The organism is Legionella massiliensis (genome assembly GCF_000756815.1).
Lineage (GTDB): Bacteria > Pseudomonadota > Gammaproteobacteria > Legionellales > Legionellaceae > Tatlockia > Tatlockia massiliensis.
On the sequence record NZ_CCVW01000001.1, the window covers coordinates 383,946 to 410,115 of the forward strand.

Sequence of the window (26,170 nt, forward strand, 5' to 3'; positions counted from 1 at the left end):
ATACATTTCTCCCCACGCTTTTAGCAAATAAAAAAATATCTCTAAAGCTTTTAACTAGATGAGGATAACTGAAAAATATAGTTATTATTGAATAAACAGCAAGCTTAGCGCTTTTTATCTTTGATGATTTTTGCAAACTATAGAGAACGTTGTCGAACAACCTCATAAAGACAGACACCTGTCGCCACTGAAACATTCAAACTCTCAACGCTACCCAGCATTGGCAAAGCAAATAAGCCATCGCAATGCTCCCGGGTTAAACGACGCATCCCCTCACCTTCTGCGCCCATAACCAAGGCAATAGAAGACTTACAATCGAGATTGTATAACGTTTCATTGGCTTCACCAGCAGCGCCATAGATCCATACACCTTCTTGTTTAATAATCTCCATGGCCCTTACTAAATTGGTTACACGCACCAAAGGAATAGACTCTGCGGCACCACAGGCTACTTTGGAAACAACAGGGGTAATATCAGCATTTTTGTCTTTAGGTATCAGAACAAAATCTACACCAGTCGCATCAGCAGATCTAAGGCAAGCCCCTAAATTATGTGGATCAGTTACCCCATCCAGGATAAGAATTAAACAGGGTTGTTTAGACGCAGCCAATAATGCAGGCAAATCACTCTCACCATAGCTTGGTAATACACCAGCACTGGCGACCACGCCTTGATGTTTAAACTCTGAGAAACGTTGATTCATTTTCTGTGAAGACAAGCGCTCTATAACAATCGAGTAAGTCTCTGCAAGTTGAAGCAACTCTTCAAGGCGCTTATCAAGTCGCTCTTGATTTATATATAATTTTTTTGTGGGGCGATGACGATTTGCAAGAAGAGCCTTCACTGCATGTACACCATAAACATATTGTTCACTCATCAATATTTCCATTCTCGGCGGGTTCAAAGTCGATTTTACGCTCATCTAAATCGACTCGCGCCAGCAAGACTGTCATCTTGTCTCCTAAACGATAAACATGCCCACCACGCTCACCAACTAAGCGATGTTTTACCGGATCAAAAGCATAATAATCGTTTCTAAGTGAGGTCACATGCACCAACCCTTCGACATAAATATCATCCAATTCGACAAAAATACCAAAGCCAGTCACTGCAGAAATGGTGCCCTGAAAAACTTGACCAAGCTTATCTTGCATATATTCACATTTAAGCCAGGATACTACTTCGCGCGTTGCTTCATCCGCACGTCTTTCGGTTGAGGAGCAATGTTTACCGAGACGATTCATATCCTCGTGATTATAAGCAAAGGTCTCTATACTCTGATTATCGATAAGATGAGCGACCGCACGGTGAATCAACAAATCAGGGTAACGTCTAATTGGTGATGTAAAATGGGTATAGGCTTGATAGGCCAAACCAAAATGCCCATCATTTTCTTCAATATATTGCGCTTGTTTCAGCGAACGTAACATGACAGTCTCAATCAGGTGTTTTTCTGGCCTATCACCAAGCGTTGCTAATACTTTTTGAAAGTCTTTGGGGTGAGGCTTCTTACCGCCACCAAGTTGTAAACCAAGTTCTCCAAGGAAAAGTCTTAACGCGGTAATTTTATCTTCGTCAGGGGTAGCATGAACTCGATAAAGTGTCGGAATTTCTGCTTTTTCCAGAAAACGAGCAGTAGCAACATTGGCAGCTAACATACACTCTTCTATTAAGCGATGCGCATCATTACGTATGACAGGGACAATCCGTTGAATTTTCCTATTTTCATCAAATTCAATGCGTGTTTCTGTTGTCTCGAAATCCATTGCACCACGGCCTTTACGAGCCTGCTGTAAGGTACCATAAAGCGCATTAAGCGATTCTAACATTGGCCATAGAGACTTGTGTTTTTCATCTGTGCGGCCTTCTTGTAGCCATTGTGCAACCTGAGTATAGGTTAAACGAGCATGAGAGTGAAAAACGGCGCGGTAAAAGCGAGAACGACTAATCTTGCCATCCGCAGTAATAGCCATTTCCGCAACCAGACATAATCTATCTACCAGCGGATTCAGTGAGCAGATTCCATTAGAAAGCGCTTCAGGCAGCATAGGAACAACCTTTCCTGGGAAATAAACTGAATTTCCACGCCGCGAAGCTTCTTTATCTAAAGCAGAATTCACCCCAACATAATGACTTACATCGGCAATTGCCACATAGAGCTGATATCCGCCCTTAGGTTTCCTATAACAATAAACAGCATCATCAAAATCTTTTGCATCCTCACCATCGATAGTCACAAAAGGTAAATCGCGTAGATCTGTTCGCCCCTGTATTTGTTCATCTGTGACTGATTGAGGAATTTTAGCAACCTCAGCGCTCACATCATCTGGCCAATCAGCGGGAATACCATGAGCATGAATAGCAACCTCTATCTCCATACCTGGTGCCATATGTTCACCAAGAATGTGGATAACTTTGCCTATTGCCTGGTTGCGCTTAGATGGGAACGCGATGACTTCCGTCAGCACCATCTGACCGTTTTTGGCATTTGCTGCAAATTCAAGTGGAATTGAAATATCTTGGGTTAAGCGCTTATTATCAGGAATTACAAAACCAACCCCATGTTCAGTAAAGAAGCGCCCTACAACACTTATATTGGCATGCTCAATAACTTCGTGAATTTTACCCTCTGGTCTACCACGTCGATCCACTCCTGTCTGATACGCAAGAACCAAATCACCATGCATTACTGCCCGCATTTCTTTGGCGGACAAGATCATATCATCCGTACCATCATCTGGAATGAAGAAACCAAAACCGTCAGGATGGCCTTGCACTGTACCTCGTTGCAAATTAATCCGGCCCAACAAACAAAACCGGCCACGGCGATCTTGCATAAGTTGACCATCACGCAGCATTGCCTTTAGACGAAAGCCTAAGGCTTCTTGCTCAGCCTCATTATCTACCTCTAATTTGCTTATTAATTGAATGCGAGACATAGGACGGCCGTACTCATCCAGCACCTGCATAATCAATTCGCGGCTAGGTATTGGCGTCCCATATTTTTCTTTTTCCCTTTTATAAAAGGGGTCTTTCTTTTTTTTATTCACATTCACCACTTTTTTAACAAAATTCTATTTGAGTCTAGCACTTATTGCGTTAAAGCGGGTAATTCAAACCCACGCCCACCCAAATGGCTAGCCAGTGCGGACAAGGTCATATTTTCCCCGGCCCAAAAAGTCCCCTTCTCTTTTTCAGGTACAGCAATAGTGGACCACTTACAAATCGCAATAACGCCACTACAGGGTACCTGCTGTTCGTGCCCAGGTTTTGATTCTATGCAACTTAATTCAAAACCATCTTTGTCCAAAGCCAAAGCAGACCAGTTACCTGCTTGTAAACGACTGGACCAACCAGCACTAGCACTTGGATCAGAAACAGGATGAGTAATCCATAAATCAGTGCTTGATAAATTATGGATCATTACTAACAGAGGTTTTTTAGCAGATAGATTAGCAGATGCTTGCTTGATCCGCACAGGCTTACAAGTTGCAGGAAGGGTACTATTATCCGCATAAACGCCACCGACCAAACCAAGGAAAAAAATAAACAAAACAGCTTTCATAATAATCTCTCAGTAAATTGATGTGGAAATAGTTGCACAAAAGCGTGGCGCTGTCATCAATTCGAAATTGCTTTTGCGGAAATAAAAGAAATCAATGTTTTTCTTACCAAGGACGTAGCAATGTCACAATACCCTTGTAAAATAGAAAAAATATCTCAATTTGATTTAAAGGACTATTCTTGTGCGAGTACTCATTCTACTGCTCACCTTGTTACTATCCCCCTTTCTACAGGCGGAAAGACTAAATATCGGGACCCTGGTTTATGACCCTCCTTTTGAGGTAGAGGCCGATAAAAAGGAGCATTTTTTCGGTTTTGATGTCGATATTATGATGGAAGTCTGTAATCGCCTACACGCTGATTGTCATTTTACCCCCTTACTTTTTCTCAAATTTTTTCAGACCTATTAAGTAATCATATTGATATAGGGCTAGCTGCCATCAGTATCACCGAGTTAAGACAAGAGACATTTTTATTCAGTCTGCCGTATTTAGCCTCTAGTGGTCAGTTTGTAACAGCAACTTCCTCATCAATTTCCAGCCTTGCGGGCTTACACGAAAAAAGAGTGGGCTCAGTTGAGGGCACCCTGTTTAAAGCTCTAGTACAAGAGCGTTTTAAAAATTTAGTACAAATTGTTGAATATCCAACACTTACTGAAGTTTTCCAAGCCTTATCAAATGGTAAGGTTGATGCGGTGATCACGGACGAAGCAGCTGCAAAATATTGGGTTGCCACTAATAGCACTATGTTTAAACTAGTTGGAAATGGTATCCCTGTGGGAGTTGGTTACGGCATTATGGTCAATAAGAGCAAGGGCGAATTAATTGAAAAAATAAATAAAGCCCTTTTAGAGATGGAAACGGACGGCGCCTACCTAAAAATATATAATCGCTATTTTTCCAAATTTTCTAATGAGCAGTGACCATCTGGATTGATATTGATACCTGCCTAATACTGTGTCAATCCAGCAGTAAGCATGGTAATATGGCCGCTTTTTGCAAAGTTGATTAGAGGGGATAATGACTAATTTAGTTCAAGCAACTGAAATTGCTATTATGCAGCGTGATTGCATTGTTCTCTGGAAAAAGAGCGGCCTCAAGCTTAGTCAACAGGATTTTTTGGCACTGGCAGAAGAGAATCACTCATTTAATTACCAACTTTGGCATGCTGAGGATCGCGCCCGTCGCGATGATATGGGGCATGAATTTGTTTATTTAGCCAAACGCGAAATTGATCACTGTAACCAGCAACGTAATAATCGCATGGAAGCAATGGATGAATGGCTTTATAACAAGCTGCAACCCTCTACATCAGATGAATGTTTCGTACATTCTGAAACACCGGGAATGATGATAGATCGCCTGTCGATTCTGGCACTTAAAGCCTATCACATGAATTTGCAGAGCCAGCGTCAAGATGTTGATGAGACACATCGCCAGCATTGTCAACGGAAATGGCAAACCCTTATTACTCAGCAAAATCAGCTAGTTACCTGTTTACAGCAATTATTTGATGAGATAAGAGACGGTACTCGCACTTTCAAAGTTTATCATCAGTTCAAAATGTATAATGACCCTACATTAAATCCTCAGCTATATGATGCTAAAGTGTGACTGGACCTAGGGCTATTGGGCTGACTAAAAGCAGCATTTTCCTGGCTTTCATCTTGAATAGCACCATTAGTTTGAAAATTTCTTCTTACTGCTTTCCAACGACTTACTGGCTCTTCCGACGCCAAGCTAGAGTCCTCAACAGGATTGGTCTCCGAAACATCTGCCTCGCGCTGCTGCTTTCCACCACAGAAAAATGAGTACATAGAGCCAAAAAATGATTCTTGCCGCGGCGCGCTCACAGTTTGCTGCTCAGTATTATCTTGTGGTGTTAAGTCGTCTTCTGTTTTTGAGCCAGGGGTCATTTCCTCCAACTCTATCGCAGTATCATCATTTATCTTACTAGGAACTTGATCAATAGGAGGACGCCCAAAACCGCGAGAATGGGCTCTCAGGCCAAAGGCGGCGGCGTGTACAATTGCGCTTACAGCTATAAAACCCATCATAATTGGCGTTTCATGATAATGGCCATCTGTATCAGTTTTCTCTTCGAAAGAGTTCATAGCAAGATTTATTGCCTTTGCCCCTTTACCTACCCCTGAGGAGGATGATCGAAGTATTTCAAACCACTCTTGGAAAAAGAATTGAGGGGAAGGATCAACAACCATTCCATCAAGAATTGCCGTTCTGACTTCCTCTGGCCTAAGATCCTTAACCTGTTGTTTAGCATCCTTAAATAAGGGACCAATTTCAGCTAGCGAAACTTCTTTTGGAGTAATTTTTTCTTGTTGAATAACTTTTTCTTGTAGAATAACTTTGCTTTCTTCATTTTGCTGTTGTTCTACTTTTATACGATGGTAATAGGCATGAACTAAGGAATGGACAATAAAGCCGATCATAAAAACCATGCCAAAGGAAATACAACTTATCAATAAGGCAGGAGGGAAAGCTATCGACGATAAAGCAAGAATTGTCCCTACGGCAAATATTACGCTGGCAAGCGCACCATAGGCTGCCAAGCCATTTTTTGCACCTGCCAAAAATGCTGAGGTATAAGACAGGGTAGACAGGTCAAGAAGTTTCTTGCGTTGTTCTTTAAACTCCCAAGCCGCAACCTGAAATAAGTTGATAGCTACCTCTTGCTCATTAAGTAAATCGTGATTGTCGGGAGAGCTGGATAACTCCGTAGTTATCCTTTGTAACTCAGCGAATAATAGCTCTATTCGCTTGCCTTCGTAGGCCAGTTCTATTTTAGTTTGTGAAATCAATAGCTTACGTTGAAAGTCGTATTCTTCATACATCCTAGTAGCAATACAGGCGGCTAGATATATAGAACAAAATACCGTCATAGCAATTAATGCTGGTGGCGATAACGAACAAATACCTAATACTCCAATATAGAGATAAAGGCCATCAACAACCCCCCCGTAGGCCGCAGAAAGCATAGCCATGCTTCTGATGCTATCCGATTGTCTCTTTATGTCCCCTTTTAATTCCTCGAGGCGTTCAAGTGTAATGTCTGGAGAATTTTGAATGTCGTCTAATATCTTGGCATTCGCCTTCATCATTGCCTTGCGCTCGTTCACCATCCAACGAAACCATATACGGTTAATGACAGATAGGCCACCTAGCAACAAACCAACCGGCACAATAAGATACGAAAAATCGCCTCCACCAAGTATTTCGGCTACTTGCAGAGTACTTTTCAAGCCCTTATAAGCGTTTTTAAGGCCTTTCATGGTATCCCGACAATAAGGCCAGATCACCGCTATATAGCGTTTAAATACGTTCTGGTCTTCATCATCAAAATGGTTTGCAAGCATCGAGAATACAATGAGCGATATCGAGGTTGTTGCAGCAATTGCAGCCCCCTCGGGGGACGTCATCCAATCGTGCATTTCATCAGAAGAAGAGAGATCGCTATTTGCAAGGAGCATGTCAAAGTAATACTTCATCATGCTATATGAGAGGCTCAAGCCATCTAGCGCACCAAAAAGTACGTATATATAACCAAGTTCATGTAGTTTCTTTGCCAGAAGTCGGCTCTGAGCATCCATTCTCCCGGCAAGCAAGTCTAAACTACTTGGTTTGTGATTTGATGAGTCACCTTCAGAGAGAGTCTCGGTCGTCATGCTTATTGTCTGCAGCGGCTAAGATGGGGGAGATTGTACTCAATCAGACGCGAATTGGCAACTAAATTTTCATCCTGACCTAAAATAGATCAAAAATGGCATGCCCATCAACGATTTTATCACAGAGGAGGGATAAATATAGCCTTGAATAAAAGTATAGAGGGTGGTTTTACGTACTTATTACTATTTAATGAACAAATAATGACCAGAAAGCCTATCTCACAAGCGTATTTCTTCCTTAGATAGTGGTCATGAGAGATTATTAAAATGATTTTCCGGTTAGGATTTAAGTTATGGGTTAGTTTGTTCTGATGAAAATAGCTGTTCTAATTGCTAAATTAACGTCGGTTATGGATAGCAGTCGTTTAAAATTGAGAGAAACCAATATAATCGAGGCAAAAGCGCCCAAAAAGCGCAGGACTAGCAGGGCTAATTCGAGCATTTTTTGGCGCTTTTAACGAAGAGTACTTTGATTTATCCAAGATTTTAAATGATTCTTATCCATAACTGACGTTAAATTACCGGCGGCCTGTAATTCAACGCTGGGCGTAGACTAACAAATCTGCTAGCATTAACGGTATTTGCCCCGTTTAAAAGGTTTTTTGATGAGTCTGCGCAGCTTTTCTTTTATTCTTTTATTATTTTTTTCAGGGTGTTCCATGGCAGCCAACACAAAGATAGTCTATGGCTATGTTGAAAAAGCAACCCTTGTTGATAAAGGAATGGTCTTATCAGCGAAATTGGACACCGGTGCAAAATCGGCGTCATTAAGTGCGATAAACATTAACGAAATCGTACAAAATGGTAAAACTTATCTACATTTTACTGTTCTAGGTAAAAAGGAGCAGATGGAATTTACCGCTGAATATCTCGGCAAAGTAAAAATAAAGGCGCGTGCAGGCGAAAACCAATCACCACAAAACAAAATTGCATCTATAAGACGACCAGTTGTATTGATGACTGTTCAAATTGGCGATAAAATCCGCAAAATTCCTGTCAACCTAACCAATCGCAAACGCTTTAATTACCCTCTGTTACTTGGTAGAGACGCAATTATTGCCTTTGATGGTTTGATTGACCCAAGTCACGCATTTTTGATTAAATCTCAACAAGTTAAAGAAAATGAAGTCAAATAAGCGCCATGTTTATGGTTTAATTATCAGCCTTTTTGTTGTAGGTATAAGCCTGTTTTTATATCGACATCTTATACTTGATGTACCTCTAACCGATACAGAAACAGTGAATAGCTGGACGATTGAAGCTAATCTGCGTTTCATCGCGGATCGCAATGCTCCGGTGAAGGCAAGTTTCAATATACCTTATATGCCACCCTATTTTGCAATTCTCGATGAATATTTTGTCTCTCACAATTATGGTGTCACCACTAATCTAAATGGCTATAACCGTCAAACTGTATGGTCGCTCAGACGTAGCTCGGGAGCACAATCACTCTATTACCGCGCTATTTTTCGCGAAATAAATTCTAATGAATCCTCTTTGGCAAAACCACCACAGATCAAAGCTCAGCCACTTGATGAGACACAAAAATCTGCTGTTGATGCTATAACCAATCAAGTTCGCCAATCATCTGCAGATATACAAACCTTTGCCCAGGGCGTTATTAAAGAATTGAATAAAAAGGATGGGAATGCCAAGTTGCTTGTAGGTACTGACTTTAATGACGATAACGTAATCAGTGCAGCCATTACTGTATTGAATCAAGCGAAAATCTATGCCATGCCAGTAAAGGGGATCTACCTAAGCCAACATCAAAATCGGGCTGATTTTAAGTCCTTTATGGTTGTTCATAATGGCAAAGAATGGACCTACATTAATCCTCGCACCGGAAGTGCTGGCTTTCCTAAAGATTTTCTCGTTTGGCAATACGGCTTTGATCCAGTCTACGATGTGATTGGTGGCAAGAAGCCCATATTTAACCTTACTGTTTCGCCTACACCTGTTAATGCCTTAACTATTGCTAAAGCGAGAGGCTTACAGACTGATTCACAATTACTGCGATTTTCCTTGTTACAACTACCCGTTAATGTCCAGGAAACCTATAAAATTTTACTCACCGTACCAATTGGTGCCTTCATCATTTTATTGTTACGGAATTTTGTTGGGTTAAAAACCTTCGGTACATTCATGCCTGTTTTGATTGCTCTAGCCTTTCGCGAAACGCATGTGATTTGGGGGATAACTCTTTTTACCATCATTGTTTCCTTTGGTTTGCTCGCACGTTTCTATCTGGATCAACTTCGCCTCTTATTAGTGCCGAGGCTAGCTGCTATTTTAACTGTTGTTATTTTGCTGATGATCTTCATTAGTGTGATCTGCCAGAATTTAGGCCTGGACTCAGGCTTATCGGTGGCTCTCTTCCCAATGGTTATTCTTACCATGACCATTGAGCGCATGTGTATAACCTGGGATGAGCGAGGAGCTTCTGATGCAATCAAATCTGGTGTTGGTAGCCTTGTGGCTGCAGTCATCGCTTTTGGTGCGATGAATTACCCCCCGATGCAGTATCTGATCTTTGCCTTTCCAGAGCTTTTACTCGTCTTGCTTGCCCTGATTTTATGGTTCGGCCAATATCGCGGTTATAGGCTTTTTGAGCTATTTCGTTTTAAAGTATTGGGCGGGAAAAACTGATGTGGCATTTATATAGACGTTTACGTAAACGCGGAATCTTGAGCATTAATCAGCGTAATAGCGACTATGTCTTACGATATAACAATCGTAGATTGTACCCTCTAGTTGACGATAAGCTACAAACTAAGCAATTGGCGATTAAAGCAGGGATCGCTGTGCCCAAGCTCTTTGAAATTATTGAAAGTGAACATCAGATCAAAGAACTCGAAAAACTGTTAGCACCTTATAAAGACTTTGTTATCAAGCCCGCCCATGGCGCAGGTGGTGATGGCATTTTGGTCATTACGGATCGGGTATTTGGGCGCTATCGGCAGATCAATGGCAAGTTAACGACTACCACTGAACTGGCCTATCATTTATCTTGCCTTCTCTCAGGAGCTTATAGCCTGGGAGGACATGCTGATTATGCAATTGTTGAGCACCGTGTAGTTGTTGATCCCATTTTCAAAGAGGTTAGCTACGAGGGGATTCCTGATATTCGTATCATTACCCTACTTGGTTACCCGGCTATGGCAATGGCTCGCCTACCTACACGCCTATCAGGTGGGAAGGCAAATTTACACCAAGGAGCAATAGGCGTGGGAATCAATCTCGCGAATGGCAGAACCTTGGGAGGTGTTTTTCACAATGATGCCATTGATTTTCATCCAGACACCTTAGCACCTATTAACGATATTACTGTCCCTTATTGGGATAAAATTTTAGAAATTGCTGCCAGTTGCTATGAGTTAACCGGTCTTGGTTATCTGGGTGTCGATATTGTTTTGGATAAAGACCATGGCCCCTTGATGCTTGAACTGAATGCGCGTCCTGGCCTTAATATTCAAATCGCTAATAGAGAAGGCGGACTTTCACGCTATAAAATGATAGAAGCCCAAGCAGCCAAAGGTAAACAGACTGTAGCTGAGCGGGTTGCGTTTAGTAAACATCAATTTGCCCGCTGAAAGCTCCCCATCCTTTTGAGCATACAAATCTTTGAGATGATGCTAACCCTCTTGTATATTAAATTTAATCACGTTAGTCTTTGAATTATTGTAGCTTAATGGCTATATATGACCTCTACCCCACTTCAGATGGAACATGTTAATTAAAAGGAGAGATAAATGAAATTAAATAAGAAAGGTAAAAGTTTAAACTACTCAAGATCCATGATGGGAATATTGTTTGCATTAGCTAGTATAAACGGGAATGCTGGCACGATGGGCCCAACAGTAATCAATGTACCAGGAAAAATCTATTTCGGTGTTTTTGGTGGTGGTGGTTCATCCGAGAAAGTTGATATTAGACAGTATGGAACCGCCTTTTTCACAGAGGCAAATGGAGGTCCCTTAGCTGTAGATGCCTTTGGCCGGGCACACACTAGTTCTGTAGGCATGGTCGGCGGACATGTTGGGTTTCAATGGTTAGATATGTCTTCCAATCTTTTCAATTCGCAATGGAACCTAGCACCTGCTTTTGAATTAGAAGGATACTATCTTGGAAAAGACTCATTGACTGGGCATGATATAAACAATGATACCGCAAGATTGCCTGAGCACGACTTTTTAGTTAAATATCCAACAACTACAGGCGTTTTCCTTGTTAATGCAGTCTTAAATCTTAATTCCGCAGACAGCCGATTCCATCCTTATATTGGTGGGGGTATTGGTGGTGCCGTTCAATCTGTCTCCAGGGCAAAAGCCATACAGGTCTCACCACCTGAAATAGGCGTTAATCATTACAACTCAAGAACAAGTAGCACTGATTCGGCATTTGCAGCACAAGGAAAAGTTGGTTTAGGTTTTGATCTAAACAAAAATTTTAGTGTCTTTGCCGAATATAGGGGATTATATATTGCTGATACCAGTTATGTATTCGGTTCTACAGTATATCCTGGCCATGCTCCTACAAGTAGCTGGCAGGTGGAAATGGACTCCAAGTACTACAATCTGGGGGCTGTAGGGATCCATTATACAGTTTAGATTGTTATGTCTTTATTTAATTCCATGTGCCGACTTTGTTCGGCACATACTTGTATATAGTTTAAGCAGACTTACTCAGAAGTAATAGGTCACCCCCATCCCGAATTCCCACGGCTTGACCGCGGGAATTCAATATTGGAGCGGGGGTCGACCTATTACATCAGGTTTTTAAATGTAACCGCTCAATATTCGCCAGATCAAGATCAGGTAGGCTATTTAAGCTACCGTGAGACCTAGAAAAGGCATCGAGAATCACAGGAATATGGACATCAGGAAATTGCTTGAGAAGCTCTTCCTTCTGCATGAACAGGGAGAATGTTTTGCCATGCAATAAAGGAATTTCCTGGATTGTCAGTTTTTTCTCAATAATATTAAGGGCCAGCCAGGCTGCCGTATAGCCTTGCTCTAGGCTGGAAATTGCGATTGCCAGCATTCCGCCATCAATGATGAATCCTTCATAAACACCAACAACCGGAATTCGGCTATTTTTGTTCATCCAGCTTACTAAGCGCTTAGGATCGGCCCCCTGCTCCCCCTCCGAAATCGAGTGGTATACCGAGACAAGTAAAATATCCGCCGTTTTATTCGCTTCGTTCACAGCAGCCTTCCACTGTTCAAAAGTCTCGACACGCTTATGGGCAACTAGCTCAAAGGAGCCCCAGTCCTCATCGGTAATTGATTTATCAAGAGTTTGCGAAGCGGCAGAGTTATCCGAGAGGTAATAGATTCGTTTTTGATTGCGAAACATTAAGGATAAAATTTCGCGAATTGCTTTCACAGGAATTTGCTCGGTAATCCCGGTAATATTAGGGGTATTTTCATACTCCAACCAACGTCTTGAATCAGTAATTCCAGCGAGAATCACTTTGCTATCTTGAGAATTGGCAAATTCCAGTAGTGCCAAATTATGCGCATCATCATCAAAGGCGACAACAATATCCGGTTTCCAGTTCTTTATTGTTGCGTGCAAAGCTTTTGCAACATGTTCGATATAGCTTTGCGAGTAGCCGCGTTTAGTATCCATATAAAAATAGCGCAAGCTGATATAAGCCTTATCACCAAAGATCGTTCTGACGCCTTGGTTCAAGCTTTGCACCCATGGCATGTTAACATTGTAGCTGTGTAAGATAAGGATTCTTGGCTTATGTAGTCGCTGATAACCAAGGAAGGAAAATACAATAAGCAAAAACAACCCGGAGCAAATGAATGTTAAAGGTTTCAGATTCATAAAACCCCTACCCGATGCCAAAAAGGGATGCTAAGTAAAATAGCGAAAAGGCGTAATAAGGAGAACCAAGCATTTATCGATAAGGTTTTTTTCAAATCGTAAGACTTCGATTCTTTTACCCATTCTTCAAAACAGAGGTAATAACTGGACTGATAGGGAAAGATCCAGGCCTCTGTCGCCATTAAAATGATAAAAGCGACAAGCCAGGTACTAATAAACGCTTGCTGAGCTACTGGCATTAATAGAGTAAACATTAAAGCCGGAGCAGCCATAGTCCCAAACACTAATCCGCCGACCCAACTAATTATATAGATCAAAATAATAAATAAGACTTGTTGCTCATGAGCAATATCACCCAGCCAGTATAAGTAATTATTGATCCAGGCATCGATACCAATTTCCTGAACACAACGCATAATGCCGATAATGGCTCCAAGATAAAACAAAAAAGGCCAGTTAATACGATTTTTAAAATCGTCTTTGCCTAATACACCAGAGGTTAGCAGAATAAAGAAAATTGCAAAGCTAATCCAAGCACTGGGAATCTGGTGAACCGAAGAAAAGGCTAGCCCTAAAATGAGGGCGAAGATACTGAATATGGCAGCCCACTCATGAACCGTTAAGCGCCCCATCAGTTGTAGCTCATGTTTTATAGCGACAAGATTAACCTGCAAAGCATCCTGGTTGCGGAATTGTAAATTCAATAAAATGAAAAAACTAATAATCAAAATCGCGCCAGGTACGGAAGAAACGATAAGCCAGTTCATCCAACCAAACTGCCATTGTGCTTGTTCAGGTAGCATACCAAAAAGAACAAAATTGCTAGATTTCCCAGTCAAAAACATCACAGATAATAAGATACAACCATTAAAGGCTGAACAAGCGAGACTATTTGCGGCAATACTTTTAGGACTTAGACCAGCGGTTTTCCGCATATCTTCTAACAAAGGAGCTATCAATGACACGCGTGCGCTTTGAGCTGTCATCACTGGAGTCATCAACGCACCAATAGCAAACAACACAATTTGCAACAAAAATTTATTTCTAGGTAAATGATTCAAAATAAGCAAAGACAGGCGGTAAAAGAGACGAGACTTAACCAGGACCGCACCTATACCAAATACACCCAAGGCTAAAAAGAAGCTATCCGAGCCAAAGCCTGACAAAAGAACGGTTTGTTGGGCTAAACCTAATAGCATTGTGGCCAAGATCATAAAAACCGCGGGGACATATTCTGGGAGTAGGCGAAAAATCCACATAACCAAGGCGGCAGAGAAAATGACAACAAAATTGCTACAAGCCCAATTCATTGTTGTTTCTCTGAGAAAACACATTAGCAATGCAGGAACAATCAAAGCCATTAACCAGCCAATCACGTCAAAAGCATAAATGGGGAATCGCAATAATCGCATTCTTGAATCGCCAAACTAAAAGACTGTCCATTTTATTTCCAAATGGCTACAAATGCAAAGCAATTAATGTTCATAATGAGTATTAATAGCTTCTGAAGGTACTGTTTTGCCCAATTCTACGAATCAATTCACGTGGATCTTGTTCAGAGCAGCGAGTCGATTTAGTATTAGCCCCAATTTATTAAATTTCTATATAGATTCAAAAATGAAAATTAAATTCTCACTAGCAGCTATTCTGCTAACGCTTAGTTGCACAGCGTTCACCGCCCCCCAGATAATTAAATCAGCAAGTACAACTAATTGTGATCTTTTACTAAACCAAAGCAAAAACATACCTGACTCAACTTCGCAAATTATTGTCGTTAGATCGCTTGGGGATGTTCAAGCAGAAATGACCGCTTGCCAGCGCAAAAAACAGATTTGGAAACCGGTCTTTAAATCCGATTTTAAAGTTGTCATCGGTAAAAATGGAGTTATTCTTCCCGATGCGAAACAAGAGGGTGACCTTAAAACGCCTGCTGGCTTGTACCCCTTAGGTGAAGCCTTCGGCTCCGAACCCCTAGCACTCAAAATGGACTACCGCTACCTTACACCTGATGATAAATATGTCGATGACATTGAAGCCAAGGACTATAACCAGTGGGTGATTGGAGAAACAAAGGCAACAAGCTATGAAACTATGCTGATTGCCCCTTATAAAATGGGTATCGTTGTGAATTACAATAAAAACCCAACTATTCCAGGTGCCGGTAGTGCTATTTTTATTCACCTCTGGCGTAACCCCAAAACTGGAACTCATGGTTGTATCGCGACAGATGAGCGCCATCTTCTAGAGATACTCCACTGGCTTGATAAAAATCAGCATCCTTATATTTTTATTCGCTGAGAAACCGGGTTAAAGGCAATGCCCTTAAGGGTTTTGTCAGGAGCGAAAAGCGCTACTCTTAGCCAAATTAGCGCTTTTGTAGCCCAGCAATAACCTTAGGGGCCTTGCCTAGTGCCTTATAGATAAATTCATTAATTGGGACTAGATAACGCTGGATATAAGGCGATAAATACATAGCGCTTGCGGTTGCAACTAGAGCGACAAATACTGCGCCAATTATATCGAAGGGAAAATGAACCCCCACATAAATTCGAGCCCAGGCGATACAAGCCGTTGAAATTAGCAAGAGAGAACCCACGATGCTTTTGACCGCTTCCCGCCATAAGAAAACAAAGCTGATAGTACATAATACTGTTGTGTGGTCGCTAGGAAATGAGCTATCAGGCGCATGATTCAGATAGGTATGCCCTATCCCCATGACAAAGGGGCGTGGATGATACCAGAAATGGCCAATTAACCAACTTAATCCAGAGGCAATTAAGACCGCGCAAAAGGCCCATAGGAGGGTATTACGATGCTCTGATGTTCCCCATAGCCACATTGCAGCTAAGGCCATAAAAATAAAAATGATGAGATATTTTGCGATAAAAATTGATAGCCATAGTTGATAACCATGCAAATAAGCACCTGCATTAATATCAGCAAACCATAACAGATTTAAATGTTCCATACGCAACCAATCTTAGTGAAATTGTTCATATCCTAGAGGGAAAAGCGATAAAGGGTCAATCATTTAACTTGCATAACCTCTCAAGATCTTTACTTAATAGCTGTTTTAATAATTCAAGCGCTATCGCCCCCTTCTCTTGGGTTGCCAAGGTTGGGTTGCCCCAAACTCCAGAAAATGAAACCGTCCTATCCTCCCTGTTTTCTCGACTTAGAGGGCCTGGCTTATCAGGATTTTCTTCCGCACAGGCCTTTGCCATATCAACAACCTCAGGGCGTATAGCCAGTATAATTGATGTTTCAATTTCATCAGCATGAGAGCCTCTTTTCTGTTCACTGACTCTCTTTATTTCCTCAAGTTCATAAAGCATTGAAAAATCAAAATAGCTAAAATCTATTCCTCGGCGTTGTAAATCATTAGTAGCCTGCGATAAAACCGCATTGGTACTTAGCCCCGTATTTAAAACATAAAAGCGCTTGGCGCCTTGTTTGTACCAGGTGTTGCATAGTTCGACAAAGAAATTAACAGCCGTTTCATAAGACAGGGTTGCTGAACCAGGATAGTCGCTAAAAGCAGGAAAATAGCTATATTGAATTGTCGGGGCGATAAGCACCTGGTAATGAGCCATTACCCAATTTGCCAGGTATTCAGCAATAATTAAGTCAGTATTCATTGGCAGATGATATCCGTGCTCTTTACAGCCCGCACCCAAGGGAATAATTACAGGAATATCCTCTTTAAATGCCAGCTCAATAGTCGGCCATTTAACCTCGGCCATATTGATTCCTGATCGCATGTTGTCTTCATCTCCATAACTGACGTTAAATTAAAAGCCGCTTTGCTTGTTGTATCACTGTTTCAATAAAAATTTGATAGTGGCGTGCAGGTAGCTGCCAGTAATGCCAGTAAAGCGGCATTAACCAATGCTTATCAGGGCAAATTTCTAGCAACAATCCTTCAGCAAGTTCTTTTTCAATATCAAGGCGCGGAATTAATCCATATCCATAACTGTGTAAAACAAAATGCTTATAGCCTTGTACTGACGGTACCTTATGATAGTTGTTAAATATAAATGGTTTTTGAAAGAAATGGTTAACATATTGCTCTGGCATACGGTCGCGATTATCAAAAATTAGTACCGGTGCATTAGCCAAATTCTCTTGAATTGTTTTTTTATTATGAAAATGGCGTTGAATAAAATCGGGAGTTGCCACTAGCAAATAATCCATATGTCCTAGTAATACACATTCACAGCCTGGCAAAGCTTTCTCATAGCTGCTAATACAAGTAGAAACCGAGCCCTGGCGAAAATAATCAATCGTAACTTCCTGATCATCAGTAATAATATCGATATTGATTTTTTCAAGCAGATTTAATTCATGGAGAAGATGAATAAACCAAGTTTCTAAGCTATCGCGATTCAGAGCAATTGATAGGCGCGCGGGAATCTCTTGATGAATTTCTTGCAATAAATGATCTTCGAGTAACCGCGTTCGGCGCAACAAACTTAATAACTTTTCTCCTAGCAGTGTTGCCTTATAAGGCATTGTCCTTATGAGCAAAGGCTGGCCAAACTGTGCCTCCAATTGCTTAATGCGTGAACTAACTGCCGGTTGCGTAATAAACAGTTGCTTGGCTGCCGCTGCAAAATTTTGGGTTTGTATTACCGCATCCAAGGCTTCAAGACCACGTTGTTCAATTCTCATAAATGAAATTTATTGTTCATAATAATTATTAATTTTAATTATATTCAAAAATGGTTAATAATTGCCACCCTTGCTCATATATTTAGTGGTTTATCATGCTAATTTATTTCAATGGCCTACTGTTAGGTCTATCACTCATTACTGCCTTGGGACCGCAGAATGTTTTCCTGATTCGCCAAGGTGCGTTAAAAAAACATGCCGTCTTATCTGCGCTTGTCTGTTTTGTTTGCGATATTATTTTGGTTGGTGCCAGTGTTGCTGGCCTTCACCAAATTCTGAGCCTACATCCAACCTTACAAATCTGGATTACCGTCTTGGGTGTTGCTTTTCTTCTCTACTATGGCAGCTGCGCCTTAAAAAAATCGCTGAGCAAACAAACCCAGGCAACTATCCGCGAACAAGAAAATACCAGTCGCCTGCAAATTGTCATGCTGGCCTTAGGCTTTAGCTTACTTAACCCACATGCCATTATTGATAGCCTGGTGATCATTGGTAGCGGCAGCAGCCAGTTTCCTGAGAATCCCCAAGCCTTTTTGTTTGGAGTACTGTCAGCGAGCTTTCTATGGTTTACTTCCCTGACATTCACTACACATTATTTCTCTGACATACTGGCACGCGTTAGTGTTTGGCGACGAATTGAATTTTCCAGCGGATTACTGATGGTTTTCCTGAGTATGAAATTAGCAGCTAGCCTTCTGTGACGGCTAAGCAAACCTAAGGGAGCAATATTTATGACCGAAGCGATCAAAACTCCAACCCTAAATGAGATTAGCGAAGCTAGAAAGCGTCTAGGTGATAAAATTTTGCTAACACCCGTTTGGGAATGGAAGGGGCAAGAAAAAGATCAGCTTTTTGGAAAAAATACTGAATTATTCCTAAAGCTTGAAACACTTCAATATGGGGGTAGTTTTAAGCTCCGTGGCGCCTTATTAAATATGATGGCTCTAAAGGCGAATGAATTGGAAAACGGAGTTACAGCGATAAGTGGAGGTAATCATGCGATTGCCGTCGCCTATGCTGCAAAACAATTGGGAATTTCTGCGAAAGTTGTTATTCCCAAAACAGCCAACAAATTTCGCATACAACGTTGCCAATCCTATGGTGCTGAAATAGTCTATTGTGACACTATTCATGAAGGCTTTAATTTGGTCCATGAAATCGCAAGACATGAATCTCGCGTCTTAATTCACCCTTTCGAGGGATATCATACAGCCCTAGGAACAGCTACCTTAGGTTTGGAGTTTGCCGAACAGGTTAAGGGATTGGATGCTGTAATTATTGCGATAGGCGGAGGCGGTCTATGTGCTGGAGTTTCAACTGCATTCAAACAAGCCCAGCCATCCTGTAAAGTTTATGGCGTTGAGCCAGAAGGCGCAGATACCATGAATCGAAGTTTTATAGCCAATAAGCCCATGGCTATTGATAAAGTTCAAACTATTGCAGATAGCCTGGGGTCTCCTAGAGCAGAACCTTATAGCTTCCATTTGTGTAAAACAAATGTTGATCAATTAGTAAGAGTTAGTGATCAGGAACTTATTTCTGCAATGAAAATAATCGCAGAAGAACTCAAAATGATGATTGAACCCGCTTGTGCCGCTGGCGTTGCAGCCTGCCTTAATCCTTTAAAGAATGAACTTGGGGGAAAACGGGTAGGAGTCGTTTTTTGTGGATCCAATATGGATATAGCGACCTTTTGCAGTCATTGCAATTGACCTGGTCTTGGGGAAAAACTTTGGATAACTCTAGCGATCCCTGTAACAAGGGCGCTACCATTCTCCCAGTAGCGTTGTAAATGCTCAGCAAAATCGCCAATTCCAGTTTCGCCATAAAAGCGATAAAGAGGGTTAGACGTTTGCTTTCCTGATGCAAAATCAGTCAGTTTTCCTTTAAACTCAGGGTTGAGCTCTTCTGCGTGGCGCATAAGTCTTGTTGAATTCCTCACAGTTTCCGGGATATAGCCTGGTTGCAAATCGGCCTCTTGCCAAGTCGCGATAGTTTCTTTGCTAACCCAAGGACCCAATGTAAGAATCATCTGCTGAATATTTTTATGCCGTATTGCATACCAATAATCATCCGTTCTTTGACCCATAGCCCATTGGTAGGCTTCCTTTAAATCATCCAGTGCTTCTTTATATTTTTGAAAACAAAATGAACGGCGGCCAATACTATAGCCAGCAATGCCACAACCCAACATCGCAACAGTCATAGTAAAAGGAAGAAGGGGTATATAATTCGTAGTCCATCCGATGGAAGCCAGAGTCAATCCAGAAATAATTCCCTTATCAACGGCTTGAATCGCCCCAAGCGCTTCCTGAAATCTCGCAATCCTAGCATTAATAATCGCTATATGGCTTTCATCTGCAGAACTAAAAAGACAATGTTTTTTATCGTCTGAGTCATGTTTAGGTATTGGTATACGAGCTATTTGAAAATTATGATTGAATAAACCAGACATACTAATACCCATCCCTTGAATATTATTATTTCATAGTTCTATCGCAATGTAGAAAAAATAGCAAGATTTGATGATTATTGAACGTATTGGGAAAAATAGAAAGGGTCAATCAGTGTGTCGCCAATTGACCCAGTGGAATGACACATAGCAAGTCCAACCTCGCGGGACGGAATATCGCATATCTTGCGCAGGATTGTCAACATTTATTCGATTTATATCTTTCGTAAAGACTATACCCAAGTAACTTCAAGATGCATGATTTTATGCGACTCGATTTTTTGTCCTGGGAATTCTTTAAAAATGAGTAATAGCCAGCTCTATTGCGAATTTTTAAAGAATTCCCAGGGCGAAAAAGTGATAGCAGAAAACATGCATCTTGAAGTTACTTGGGTATATATCTCTATCTAGCGCTTTATTATTAAGCAAGGCCTGCGTTAGACTGCAGGATATTTGTTTCTAATAAGATAGGTCTTTATGTTCTACGGCAATAGCATTCAAGATACCAGGCAGCTCTTTTTCACTAGTTGGCAAAAATACCGGAAAAAGCAACCGCTAGAACCTATTGAGCAGCAACTGGTTGCGGTCATTATTGACCATCCTGAATACCACTCCATGCTTGAAGCGCCTGCGGGCATGACTGAGCAAAGTTATTTTCCAGAACTGGGGCAAACTAATCCCTTTTTACATATGGGACTCCATTTGACCATACGAGATCAGATCAGCACGGATAGACCTGAGGGAATTTTGCAAGCCTATAAAAAGCTCTTGGAAAAATATTCTGACCAGCTAACTGTAGAGCATCTTATGATGGAGTCTTTAGCCGAATGCCTATGGCAGGCCCAACGTAATAGTAGCCCTCCAGATGAAAAAAATTATCTCTTTTCGCTCATGCGTTTGATTGATTAGACAACTTTAACAGACTGAAAATGTTAGGATTTAGTAAAATTTGGTCATTTATGACAATAAATGACTGAAATTTTTTTTTGCATTGTTTTTTTTATAAATTTCAAGCTATATTGTTATGTAACTCTCGTAATCCAAATTGTGATTTTCAATTTTTTGCAGTTCACAAAAGGATAAAAAGTGTAGGGCATTTCTAGCAAGGCACAATTTGAATTACGAGAGGAATTTTGCATTATGACTAATCGAAGGAGAGTTCAGATGAAGAAAGTAGTAGCGTTATTGGCAATGTTGTTTGGTGCCTCTGTATCTATGTTAGCACATGCTGATGCTAATCAACCTGCGACAGACAGCAGCCAGCCAACTCAGCAACAAGCTGGCACTAGTGATCAAGGAAGTACAGATAACTCCCAAGCTGGTAGTACAAACGGATCAACTGGTTCAACCGGTTCAACAGGTTCAAGTGCACCAACTACTGATGATTCTAATGACGATGACGACACAGCTTCCTAATCGTTAGTCGTAATTCAAATCAGTTTTTTATTGGGTCTGCTTAGCAGACCCAATTTCAATAAGCTAATCGTAATAGATCACTCCGTACATTTTTCTCTCGACCTGGGCTAAAAATTGAACTTCCTCCAAGATTTTTACATCCCACGTGAGCTATTACAGCTAATCAGGTCGCTGTGGTGAAGCCTCAGCCGATTTGCGAAACAATTTTATTAGTCCCATGATACTAATCGAACACCAGGCAAGTTCTATTAAAAAAGAAGATAGGTTCCAATGATAAATCAGGGAAAAGGTTATCAATAAAGAACCAAAAAGATTGCTGAGTAAATAACCAAGTGATTCAAAGGTAACTCGCCCCGTTTGCGAAAAAAAATAGGCGCCTAAAACTAGGGTTACCCCAATAATCCCTACATAATTAGATAGCTCTTGCATATCACTTTCTACTCTTCATTAATAAAAATATAGATTTGATTATAACTGAATATGATTTCCTAATACCTGGCATTCAACATCTTAAATTGTCTTGTTATTGATTGATTGATACAATGTTTAAACATTCTGCATGGATATTTGAAGATGCCCAGTTCAGAGCAACAGAGCGAACACAGCCAACAAGAAGATAAAGTTTTAGAAACTAGAGAAGATTTAAAGTTCCCCCACGATTTAGATACTCAACCCACGCAGACGGAACCTTTACAACCTAGTACTCAATCCTCTAGTAGCTCAAGCTATATCTGGACTGTCCTTGGCAGTGGAAGTTATAACAAAGTTTGGAGGTCTGATTTTTCTGAACCTATGCCCTTAGTACTAGGGGAGTCATACCCAGGCCCATGGGTTCTAAAATACCCTATCCCTTCTGGGGATTCTGTAACAAATGCCATGAATAGCTCAGAGAGAGCAGTAAGAGTTTGGAATGAGATAAATTCCCAATCCCTTCCTAAAGCGGGCTATTACAAAAAAGGCTGGGTTGCTCCTTATATCACAAATACAAGACCAGCAACCGATAATGAAATTGCCTTAAAATTAATAGACATATTCTGTAAGCAACGACGCATTGTCATTGATGCCGCCATCAAAGGAAATTTCCTCACGCGTAATGATACTGGAGAGGTTTTATTGGTTGATGTAGATTTAGCACTCAAACGTAGTAATTCTCTAGCAAGCATTGATTTTGCAAAAATGCTGGATAGGCGAACTGCTCATTACTGGTCTGACCCCTTGCTTCAACAAGAAAAACCGAAGACTCTGGAAATTACAAAAAATTTACTTTATCTGGAAGATCAATTCGATAGTCCTTTGATTGATGAATTATGCAAACAGGGGCTACTCACTCTAAAAAATATTCAGGCTTTAACTTGGCTATCGGTCAATAGACTACCCCTAACCCCCTCTCTATTTCAAAAAATTGCCACCTTAAATAATGATGAGATTGAAGTCACCGATATACTTTTGCGCACTTTATACAAGATAGAACAGGCAAGTCAGAGAACCAAATTTATCTCGGGAGTAACAAGTATTCAATTTTTTCCTATGACAACTTCATCTGTAGATGAAAATATGGAAAAGCCTGAGAGTGCTGTTATCAACCACCCCAAAAAATAATCACTGAATTTTTCATAAAACAAAAAATGAATTTAGCAAGTAAGCTAAATTCATTTTATCCGTGAGCATGACTTTTAGGATGAAGGAGAAGATGAAGAGCGATACTCAACAGCAGGTTTGAACATTTCCAATAGACACTCCACTTGTTCTTGCAATCTACTTCTCAAACCAGGCATAGAAACATAGTCCCAATGTTGATTGGAATTAACCGCTTCTTCCAAGTTATTTATATCAGAGCTCCCCTCTAATACGGATAATGCTTGTGTGATAACTGCTACCTTATCCTGAAATATGCTTCGATCTAGTCTATGCTCACCACTTTGTTGGTTCCTAACTAAGCGATTTAGTTCATCACCCAGCTCCTGGCGTAGTCTAGTTACTTTTTCTTCAGCAAGATCCACGACTGCTTGCTCAACCATGGGTGCTACAAATATTTCCTCCTCATCATTAGGCATAAATATCTTTTTCAAATCAACGTTGTCAAAGTCAATTTCCGCTATTTTCTCACCGGGTTTTCTATCTCCTTGAGGAATTGCTTGCCTAAGATCAACATCACCATTTGCCTGCCTTACTAAAGCGATTTCCGAGCCCAATCCCCTTGAACCATTCACTTTAACCCAGTCTACCCAGGCATCCAATTCAACAGGGGAATTTTTTACCCATTCAACTAATTTATTGAGTAATGGAGCACCAAGTGAATCTTCTGTTGAACCCGTTTGCAAGGCAGGTAGCTGGCTAATCATTTCTCTGATTGCTAGCTCCATATTAAAATCAGAATGAAAGCGTTGCCCATCCAGTGGCTCAAGCTCCAAGTTTTTTTGAGCAGTGCGAAGTGTGTGATAAAGAGTAAGTCCTTTACGAAAATCGTCTAGACTTAAATCTTGCAAAAGTTTTTTATCAATACTCTGACAATGCTTTGTTAACTCATCGGCAAAAGCATGGAACTCGAGTTCATCAATTTCGTCTAATTGCTGATCTTGCCCTGTTTCATATTCTTCTCTTGGGCTTGACTTAGGACTACTAGATGTTGATAAAGAAACACCATGCGGCTCAAGAGAAGGATCCAAATATGCTTCTCTTGCAATCTCAGGTGCGGCTTTAAGAAATATTTCTCGATACCTACATTTGATATATTCCTGTGCCTCATCTAAATTTTGGGACTCCAGACCATAGGCCTCTGCAAGTTTTAATATGTTCTTTCCATGCTCGGATGCAAAAAACTCATCCAGTTTCTTATCCGCTTGTTCAGGCGTGAGTGTGCCTAATTTAGCTATACTTTCCAGTTGATAATCGACTGCTTCAACACCACCTCCCACACTCATTAATGATAAGACAACATAGCTAATATCAGCATCATAATCAGCCCAATACATTGCGTATTTTAAAATGATCTCATTTCGCTCTCTTTCAGTAGGAATAAATTGCCTTCCCTCTGTTTGTGCATAAAAAGCCATAAGATGTTCATAAACTTCGACTGGTGTAATTGGACCATTATTCGCAGTTCGATAATGATTATGGTTAAATTCTGACTCACCGGCAAAACTATGCATTACTCTTAAATGATAATGGTTGGTACCACGATAATAGGTTTCACATGAATTTTTAACACAGGCATGTGCTTTCGCAGCCGTATTAAAAACCAAGTCACGAAATGATTGATGAGTTACATCCATAGGAGCAATAAAGGCCCAAGTAATGACTGAGTTTTTAACCTGAAATTTTACTGGAACATCTATGGTTTCATCCTGATCAATCAATTCATAGATCATACCTTTGGTTCGTGTGAACATATGTGAGCCAGCTTCAGGTTTAGATAATTCGATTAATCTATGGCCATATCCATGCCTATCTCCAACATCTAATAAAGCCTGGAGCTGAGAAGCTTGTTCTGTTTTAACAAAAGTCCATTTTTTAGTCTTCTGAATGGTATTTAAGGTCATATTGAAAGGCATAATTCTCTCCATAATGATCAAAACATACTCAAATTATAAAGGGGAGCGAATTATGGGATTATTATGGACACAAGTAGATATTTAATAGTCACAATGAGCGTTTTAAGGTCAACCTGGGTGCCAACAGAGGTAAGGCGCCTTTATAGTAAAAGCTGGTTTACAAAGTCCTGATGTAATTTAATTGGGGATCGGTATTAAATCGGGTAAGATAGGCAATTTGCATCAGCTCAAGAAATACTCAATGACCCATCAAGATAAAGAAACCCACTTTGGCTTTGAATCTGTCGCCTGGGATGAAAAGGAAAAGAAAGTTGGCGAAGTGTTCGCATCAGTAGCAAAGAATTATGATCTGATGAATGACCTAATGTCCTTAGGTATCCATCATCTATGGAAACGCTTTACTGTTGGACTAAGCCAGGTCCGCCCTGGACACAGTGTCCTTGACCTTGCCGGCGGCAGTGGCGATTTGACTCGCCTGCTGAGTAAAAAAGTTGGCCCCAAAGGCATGGTTATTCTGGCTGACATTAATTCTGCCATGCTTGCCGTAGGCCGTGATCGTCTCCTAGATCAGGGCTTGTATAACAATATTGATTTCGTTCAGGCTAATGCACAAACCCTGCCCTTTGCTAGTAATAGTTTCCACTGTATTACCATTGGATTCGGCCTACGCAATGTCACTGATAAGGAAGAGGCCTTGCGCTCTATGTATCGCGTTTGTAAACCTGGAGGGAAGGTGATGGTGCTGGAGTTTTCCACACCCACACTACCCGGTTTAAAACCGGTATATGATTGGTATTCTTTTAACATCTTACCCAAGCTTGGGCAGTTATTTGCCAATGATGCTGCCAGTTATCAATATTTAGCAGAATCAATTCGCATGCATCCAACACAAGAGGGTTTAAAGCAAATGATTGAAAAGGCAGGATTTGAAGACTGTCATTATCATAATTTAAGCGGCGGCATTGTAGCCCTGCACATTGCCCATAAGTATTGAG

24 protein-coding genes and 1 pseudogene are annotated in these 26,170 nt (G+C 40.8%); 13 read left to right on the forward strand and 12 right to left on the reverse strand.

Features of this window, described 5'->3' with window-relative positions; genetic code table 11:
* Positions 1-137 precede the first annotated feature (137 nt).
* Genes rlmB through BN1094_RS01630 form a run of 3 tightly spaced genes read right to left on the reverse strand, consistent with a single transcriptional unit; the run spans position 138 to position 3,566 of the window.
* Complete coding sequence (rlmB, locus tag BN1094_RS01620; protein ID WP_043872675.1) at positions 138-878, reverse strand: 23S rRNA (guanosine(2251)-2'-O)-methyltransferase RlmB; 741 nt, start codon at positions 876-878, stop codon at positions 138-140.
* On the reverse strand, positions 871-3,051 hold the full coding sequence (rnr, locus tag BN1094_RS01625; protein ID WP_043872676.1) for a ribonuclease R: 2,181 nt from the start codon (positions 3,049-3,051) through the stop codon (positions 871-873). The genes rlmB and rnr overlap by 8 nt, the downstream gene beginning before the upstream one ends.
* 41 nt (positions 3,052-3,092) lie before the next feature.
* Positions 3,093-3,566 carry a hypothetical protein gene (locus BN1094_RS01630; protein ID WP_043872677.1) on the reverse strand — a complete coding sequence of 158 codons (474 nt, stop codon included), beginning with the start codon at positions 3,564-3,566 and terminating at the stop codon, positions 3,093-3,095.
* Positions 3,567-3,747: 181 nt separating this feature from the next.
* On the opposite strand from BN1094_RS01630, the pseudogene BN1094_RS01635 reads away from it, so the two are divergent.
* Positions 3,748-4,487 (forward strand): annotated as a pseudogene (locus BN1094_RS01635) (transporter substrate-binding domain-containing protein).
* 97 nt (positions 4,488-4,584) lie between these two features.
* Positions 4,585-5,178, forward strand: a complete 594-nt coding sequence (locus tag BN1094_RS01640) for a DUF4254 domain-containing protein (protein WP_043872678.1) — start codon at positions 4,585-4,587, stop codon at positions 5,176-5,178.
* Here the strand turns inward: BN1094_RS01640 and BN1094_RS01645 are convergent.
* Positions 5,154-7,247 (reverse strand): hypothetical protein, encoded by a 2,094-nt coding sequence (locus tag BN1094_RS01645; protein ID WP_141650402.1) that lies wholly within the window; start codon positions 7,245-7,247, stop codon positions 5,154-5,156. The genes BN1094_RS01640 and BN1094_RS01645 overlap by 25 nt on opposite strands.
* A gap of 659 nt (positions 7,248-7,906) precedes the next feature.
* On the opposite strand from BN1094_RS01645, the gene BN1094_RS01650 reads away from it, so the two are divergent.
* The 4 genes from BN1094_RS01650 (at position 7,907) to BN1094_RS01665 (ending at position 11,857) form a co-directional block, all read left to right on the forward strand.
* Positions 7,907-8,383, forward strand: a complete 477-nt coding sequence (locus tag BN1094_RS01650; protein WP_081935063.1) for an ATP-dependent zinc protease family protein — start codon at positions 7,907-7,909, stop codon at positions 8,381-8,383.
* Entirely contained in the window at positions 8,370-9,896 is a 1,527-nt protein-coding gene (locus BN1094_RS01655) for an inactive transglutaminase family protein (protein ID WP_043872680.1), read from the forward strand. The genes BN1094_RS01650 and BN1094_RS01655 overlap by 14 nt, the downstream gene beginning before the upstream one ends.
* Complete coding sequence (locus BN1094_RS01660) at positions 9,896-10,840, forward strand: alpha-L-glutamate ligase-like protein (RefSeq protein WP_043872681.1); 945 nt, start codon at positions 9,896-9,898, stop codon at positions 10,838-10,840. The genes BN1094_RS01655 and BN1094_RS01660 overlap by 1 nt, the downstream gene beginning before the upstream one ends.
* Positions 10,841-10,999: 159 nt before the next feature.
* Positions 11,000-11,857 carry an outer membrane protein gene (locus BN1094_RS01665; protein ID WP_043872682.1) on the forward strand — a complete coding sequence of 286 codons (858 nt, stop codon included), beginning with the start codon at positions 11,000-11,002 and terminating at the stop codon, positions 11,855-11,857.
* Between the two features lie 160 nt (positions 11,858-12,017).
* On the opposite strand, the gene BN1094_RS01670 is transcribed toward BN1094_RS01665, so the two are convergent.
* Both BN1094_RS01670 and BN1094_RS01675 read right to left on the reverse strand, forming a co-directional pair.
* Positions 12,018-13,085: an ABC transporter substrate-binding protein gene (locus BN1094_RS01670; protein ID WP_043872683.1), complete on the reverse strand. Its 1,068-nt coding sequence runs from the start codon at positions 13,083-13,085 to the stop codon at positions 12,018-12,020.
* A complete protein-coding gene (locus BN1094_RS01675) occupies positions 13,082-14,497 on the reverse strand; it encodes an SLC13 family permease (RefSeq protein ID WP_043872684.1) in 1,416 nt (471 codons plus the stop codon). Before BN1094_RS01675 ends, BN1094_RS01670 begins: the two co-directional genes overlap by 4 nt.
* A 205-nt stretch (positions 14,498-14,702) precedes the next feature.
* Here BN1094_RS01675 and BN1094_RS01680 point away from each other — a divergent pair, with 205 nt between their 5' ends.
* Positions 14,703-15,383, forward strand: coding sequence for a L,D-transpeptidase family protein (locus BN1094_RS01680; protein WP_052403074.1), 681 nt, complete (start codon positions 14,703-14,705; stop codon positions 15,381-15,383).
* Between the two features lie 67 nt (positions 15,384-15,450).
* Here the strand turns inward: BN1094_RS01680 and BN1094_RS01685 are convergent, their stop codons facing one another.
* The 3 genes from BN1094_RS01685 to BN1094_RS01695 are packed head-to-tail and all read right to left on the reverse strand — an operon-like array spanning position 15,451 to position 17,756.
* Positions 15,451-16,053: a phosphatase PAP2 family protein gene (locus BN1094_RS01685; RefSeq protein WP_043872685.1), complete on the reverse strand. Its 603-nt coding sequence runs from the start codon at positions 16,051-16,053 to the stop codon at positions 15,451-15,453.
* A 55-nt stretch (positions 16,054-16,108) separates the two neighbouring features.
* Entirely contained in the window at positions 16,109-16,828 is a 720-nt protein-coding gene (locus BN1094_RS01690) for a creatininase family protein (RefSeq protein WP_043872686.1), read from the reverse strand.
* Positions 16,829-16,871: 43 nt separating this feature from the next.
* A complete protein-coding gene (locus BN1094_RS01695) occupies positions 16,872-17,756 on the reverse strand; it encodes an ArgP/LysG family DNA-binding transcriptional regulator (protein ID WP_043872687.1) in 885 nt (294 codons plus the stop codon).
* 95 nt (positions 17,757-17,851) lie between these two features.
* Between BN1094_RS01695 and BN1094_RS01700 the strand changes: the two genes are divergently transcribed.
* Both BN1094_RS01700 and BN1094_RS01705 read left to right on the forward strand, forming a co-directional pair.
* A complete protein-coding gene (locus tag BN1094_RS01700) occupies positions 17,852-18,457 on the forward strand; it encodes a LysE/ArgO family amino acid transporter (RefSeq protein WP_043872688.1) in 606 nt (201 codons plus the stop codon).
* A gap of 30 nt (positions 18,458-18,487) precedes the next feature.
* Positions 18,488-19,468 (forward strand): threonine ammonia-lyase, encoded by a 981-nt coding sequence (locus BN1094_RS01705; protein WP_043872689.1) that lies wholly within the window; start codon positions 18,488-18,490, stop codon positions 19,466-19,468.
* Here BN1094_RS01705 and BN1094_RS01710 read toward each other — a convergent pair.
* Positions 19,456-20,211, reverse strand: a complete 756-nt coding sequence (locus BN1094_RS01710; RefSeq protein ID WP_043872690.1) for a hypothetical protein — start codon at positions 20,209-20,211, stop codon at positions 19,456-19,458. The two genes, BN1094_RS01705 and BN1094_RS01710, sit on opposite strands and share 13 nt — an antisense overlap.
* Before the next feature lie 474 nt (positions 20,212-20,685).
* On the opposite strand from BN1094_RS01710, the gene BN1094_RS01715 reads away from it, so the two are divergent.
* Together BN1094_RS01715 and BN1094_RS01720 are read left to right on the forward strand one after the other, a co-directional pair.
* Positions 20,686-21,117, forward strand: coding sequence for a DUF1841 family protein (locus BN1094_RS01715; protein WP_043872691.1), 432 nt, complete (start codon positions 20,686-20,688; stop codon positions 21,115-21,117).
* A 255-nt stretch (positions 21,118-21,372) separates the two neighbouring features.
* Entirely contained in the window at positions 21,373-21,624 is a 252-nt protein-coding gene (locus tag BN1094_RS01720) for a hypothetical protein (protein WP_043872692.1), read from the forward strand.
* 159 nt (positions 21,625-21,783) lie between these two features.
* On the opposite strand, the gene BN1094_RS01725 is transcribed toward BN1094_RS01720, so the two are convergent.
* On the reverse strand, positions 21,784-22,053 hold the full coding sequence (locus BN1094_RS01725) for a CBU_0592 family membrane protein (protein WP_043872693.1): 270 nt from the start codon (positions 22,051-22,053) through the stop codon (positions 21,784-21,786).
* A 144-nt stretch (positions 22,054-22,197) separates the two neighbouring features.
* Here BN1094_RS01725 and BN1094_RS01730 point away from each other — a divergent pair, with 144 nt between their 5' ends.
* Positions 22,198-23,223: a hypothetical protein gene (locus BN1094_RS01730; protein ID WP_043872694.1), complete on the forward strand. Its 1,026-nt coding sequence runs from the start codon at positions 22,198-22,200 to the stop codon at positions 23,221-23,223.
* A gap of 74 nt (positions 23,224-23,297) precedes the next feature.
* Here BN1094_RS01730 and BN1094_RS01735 read toward each other — a convergent pair whose 3' ends face one another.
* A complete protein-coding gene (locus BN1094_RS01735; RefSeq protein WP_043872695.1) occupies positions 23,298-25,175 on the reverse strand; it encodes a hypothetical protein in 1,878 nt (625 codons plus the stop codon).
* 241 nt (positions 25,176-25,416) lie between these two features.
* Here BN1094_RS01735 and ubiE point away from each other — a divergent pair, with 241 nt between their 5' ends.
* Positions 25,417-26,169, forward strand: coding sequence for a bifunctional demethylmenaquinone methyltransferase/2-methoxy-6-polyprenyl-1,4-benzoquinol methylase UbiE (gene ubiE, locus BN1094_RS01740; RefSeq protein WP_043872696.1), 753 nt, complete (start codon positions 25,417-25,419; stop codon positions 26,167-26,169).
* Position 26,170: the final 1 nt, after the last annotated feature.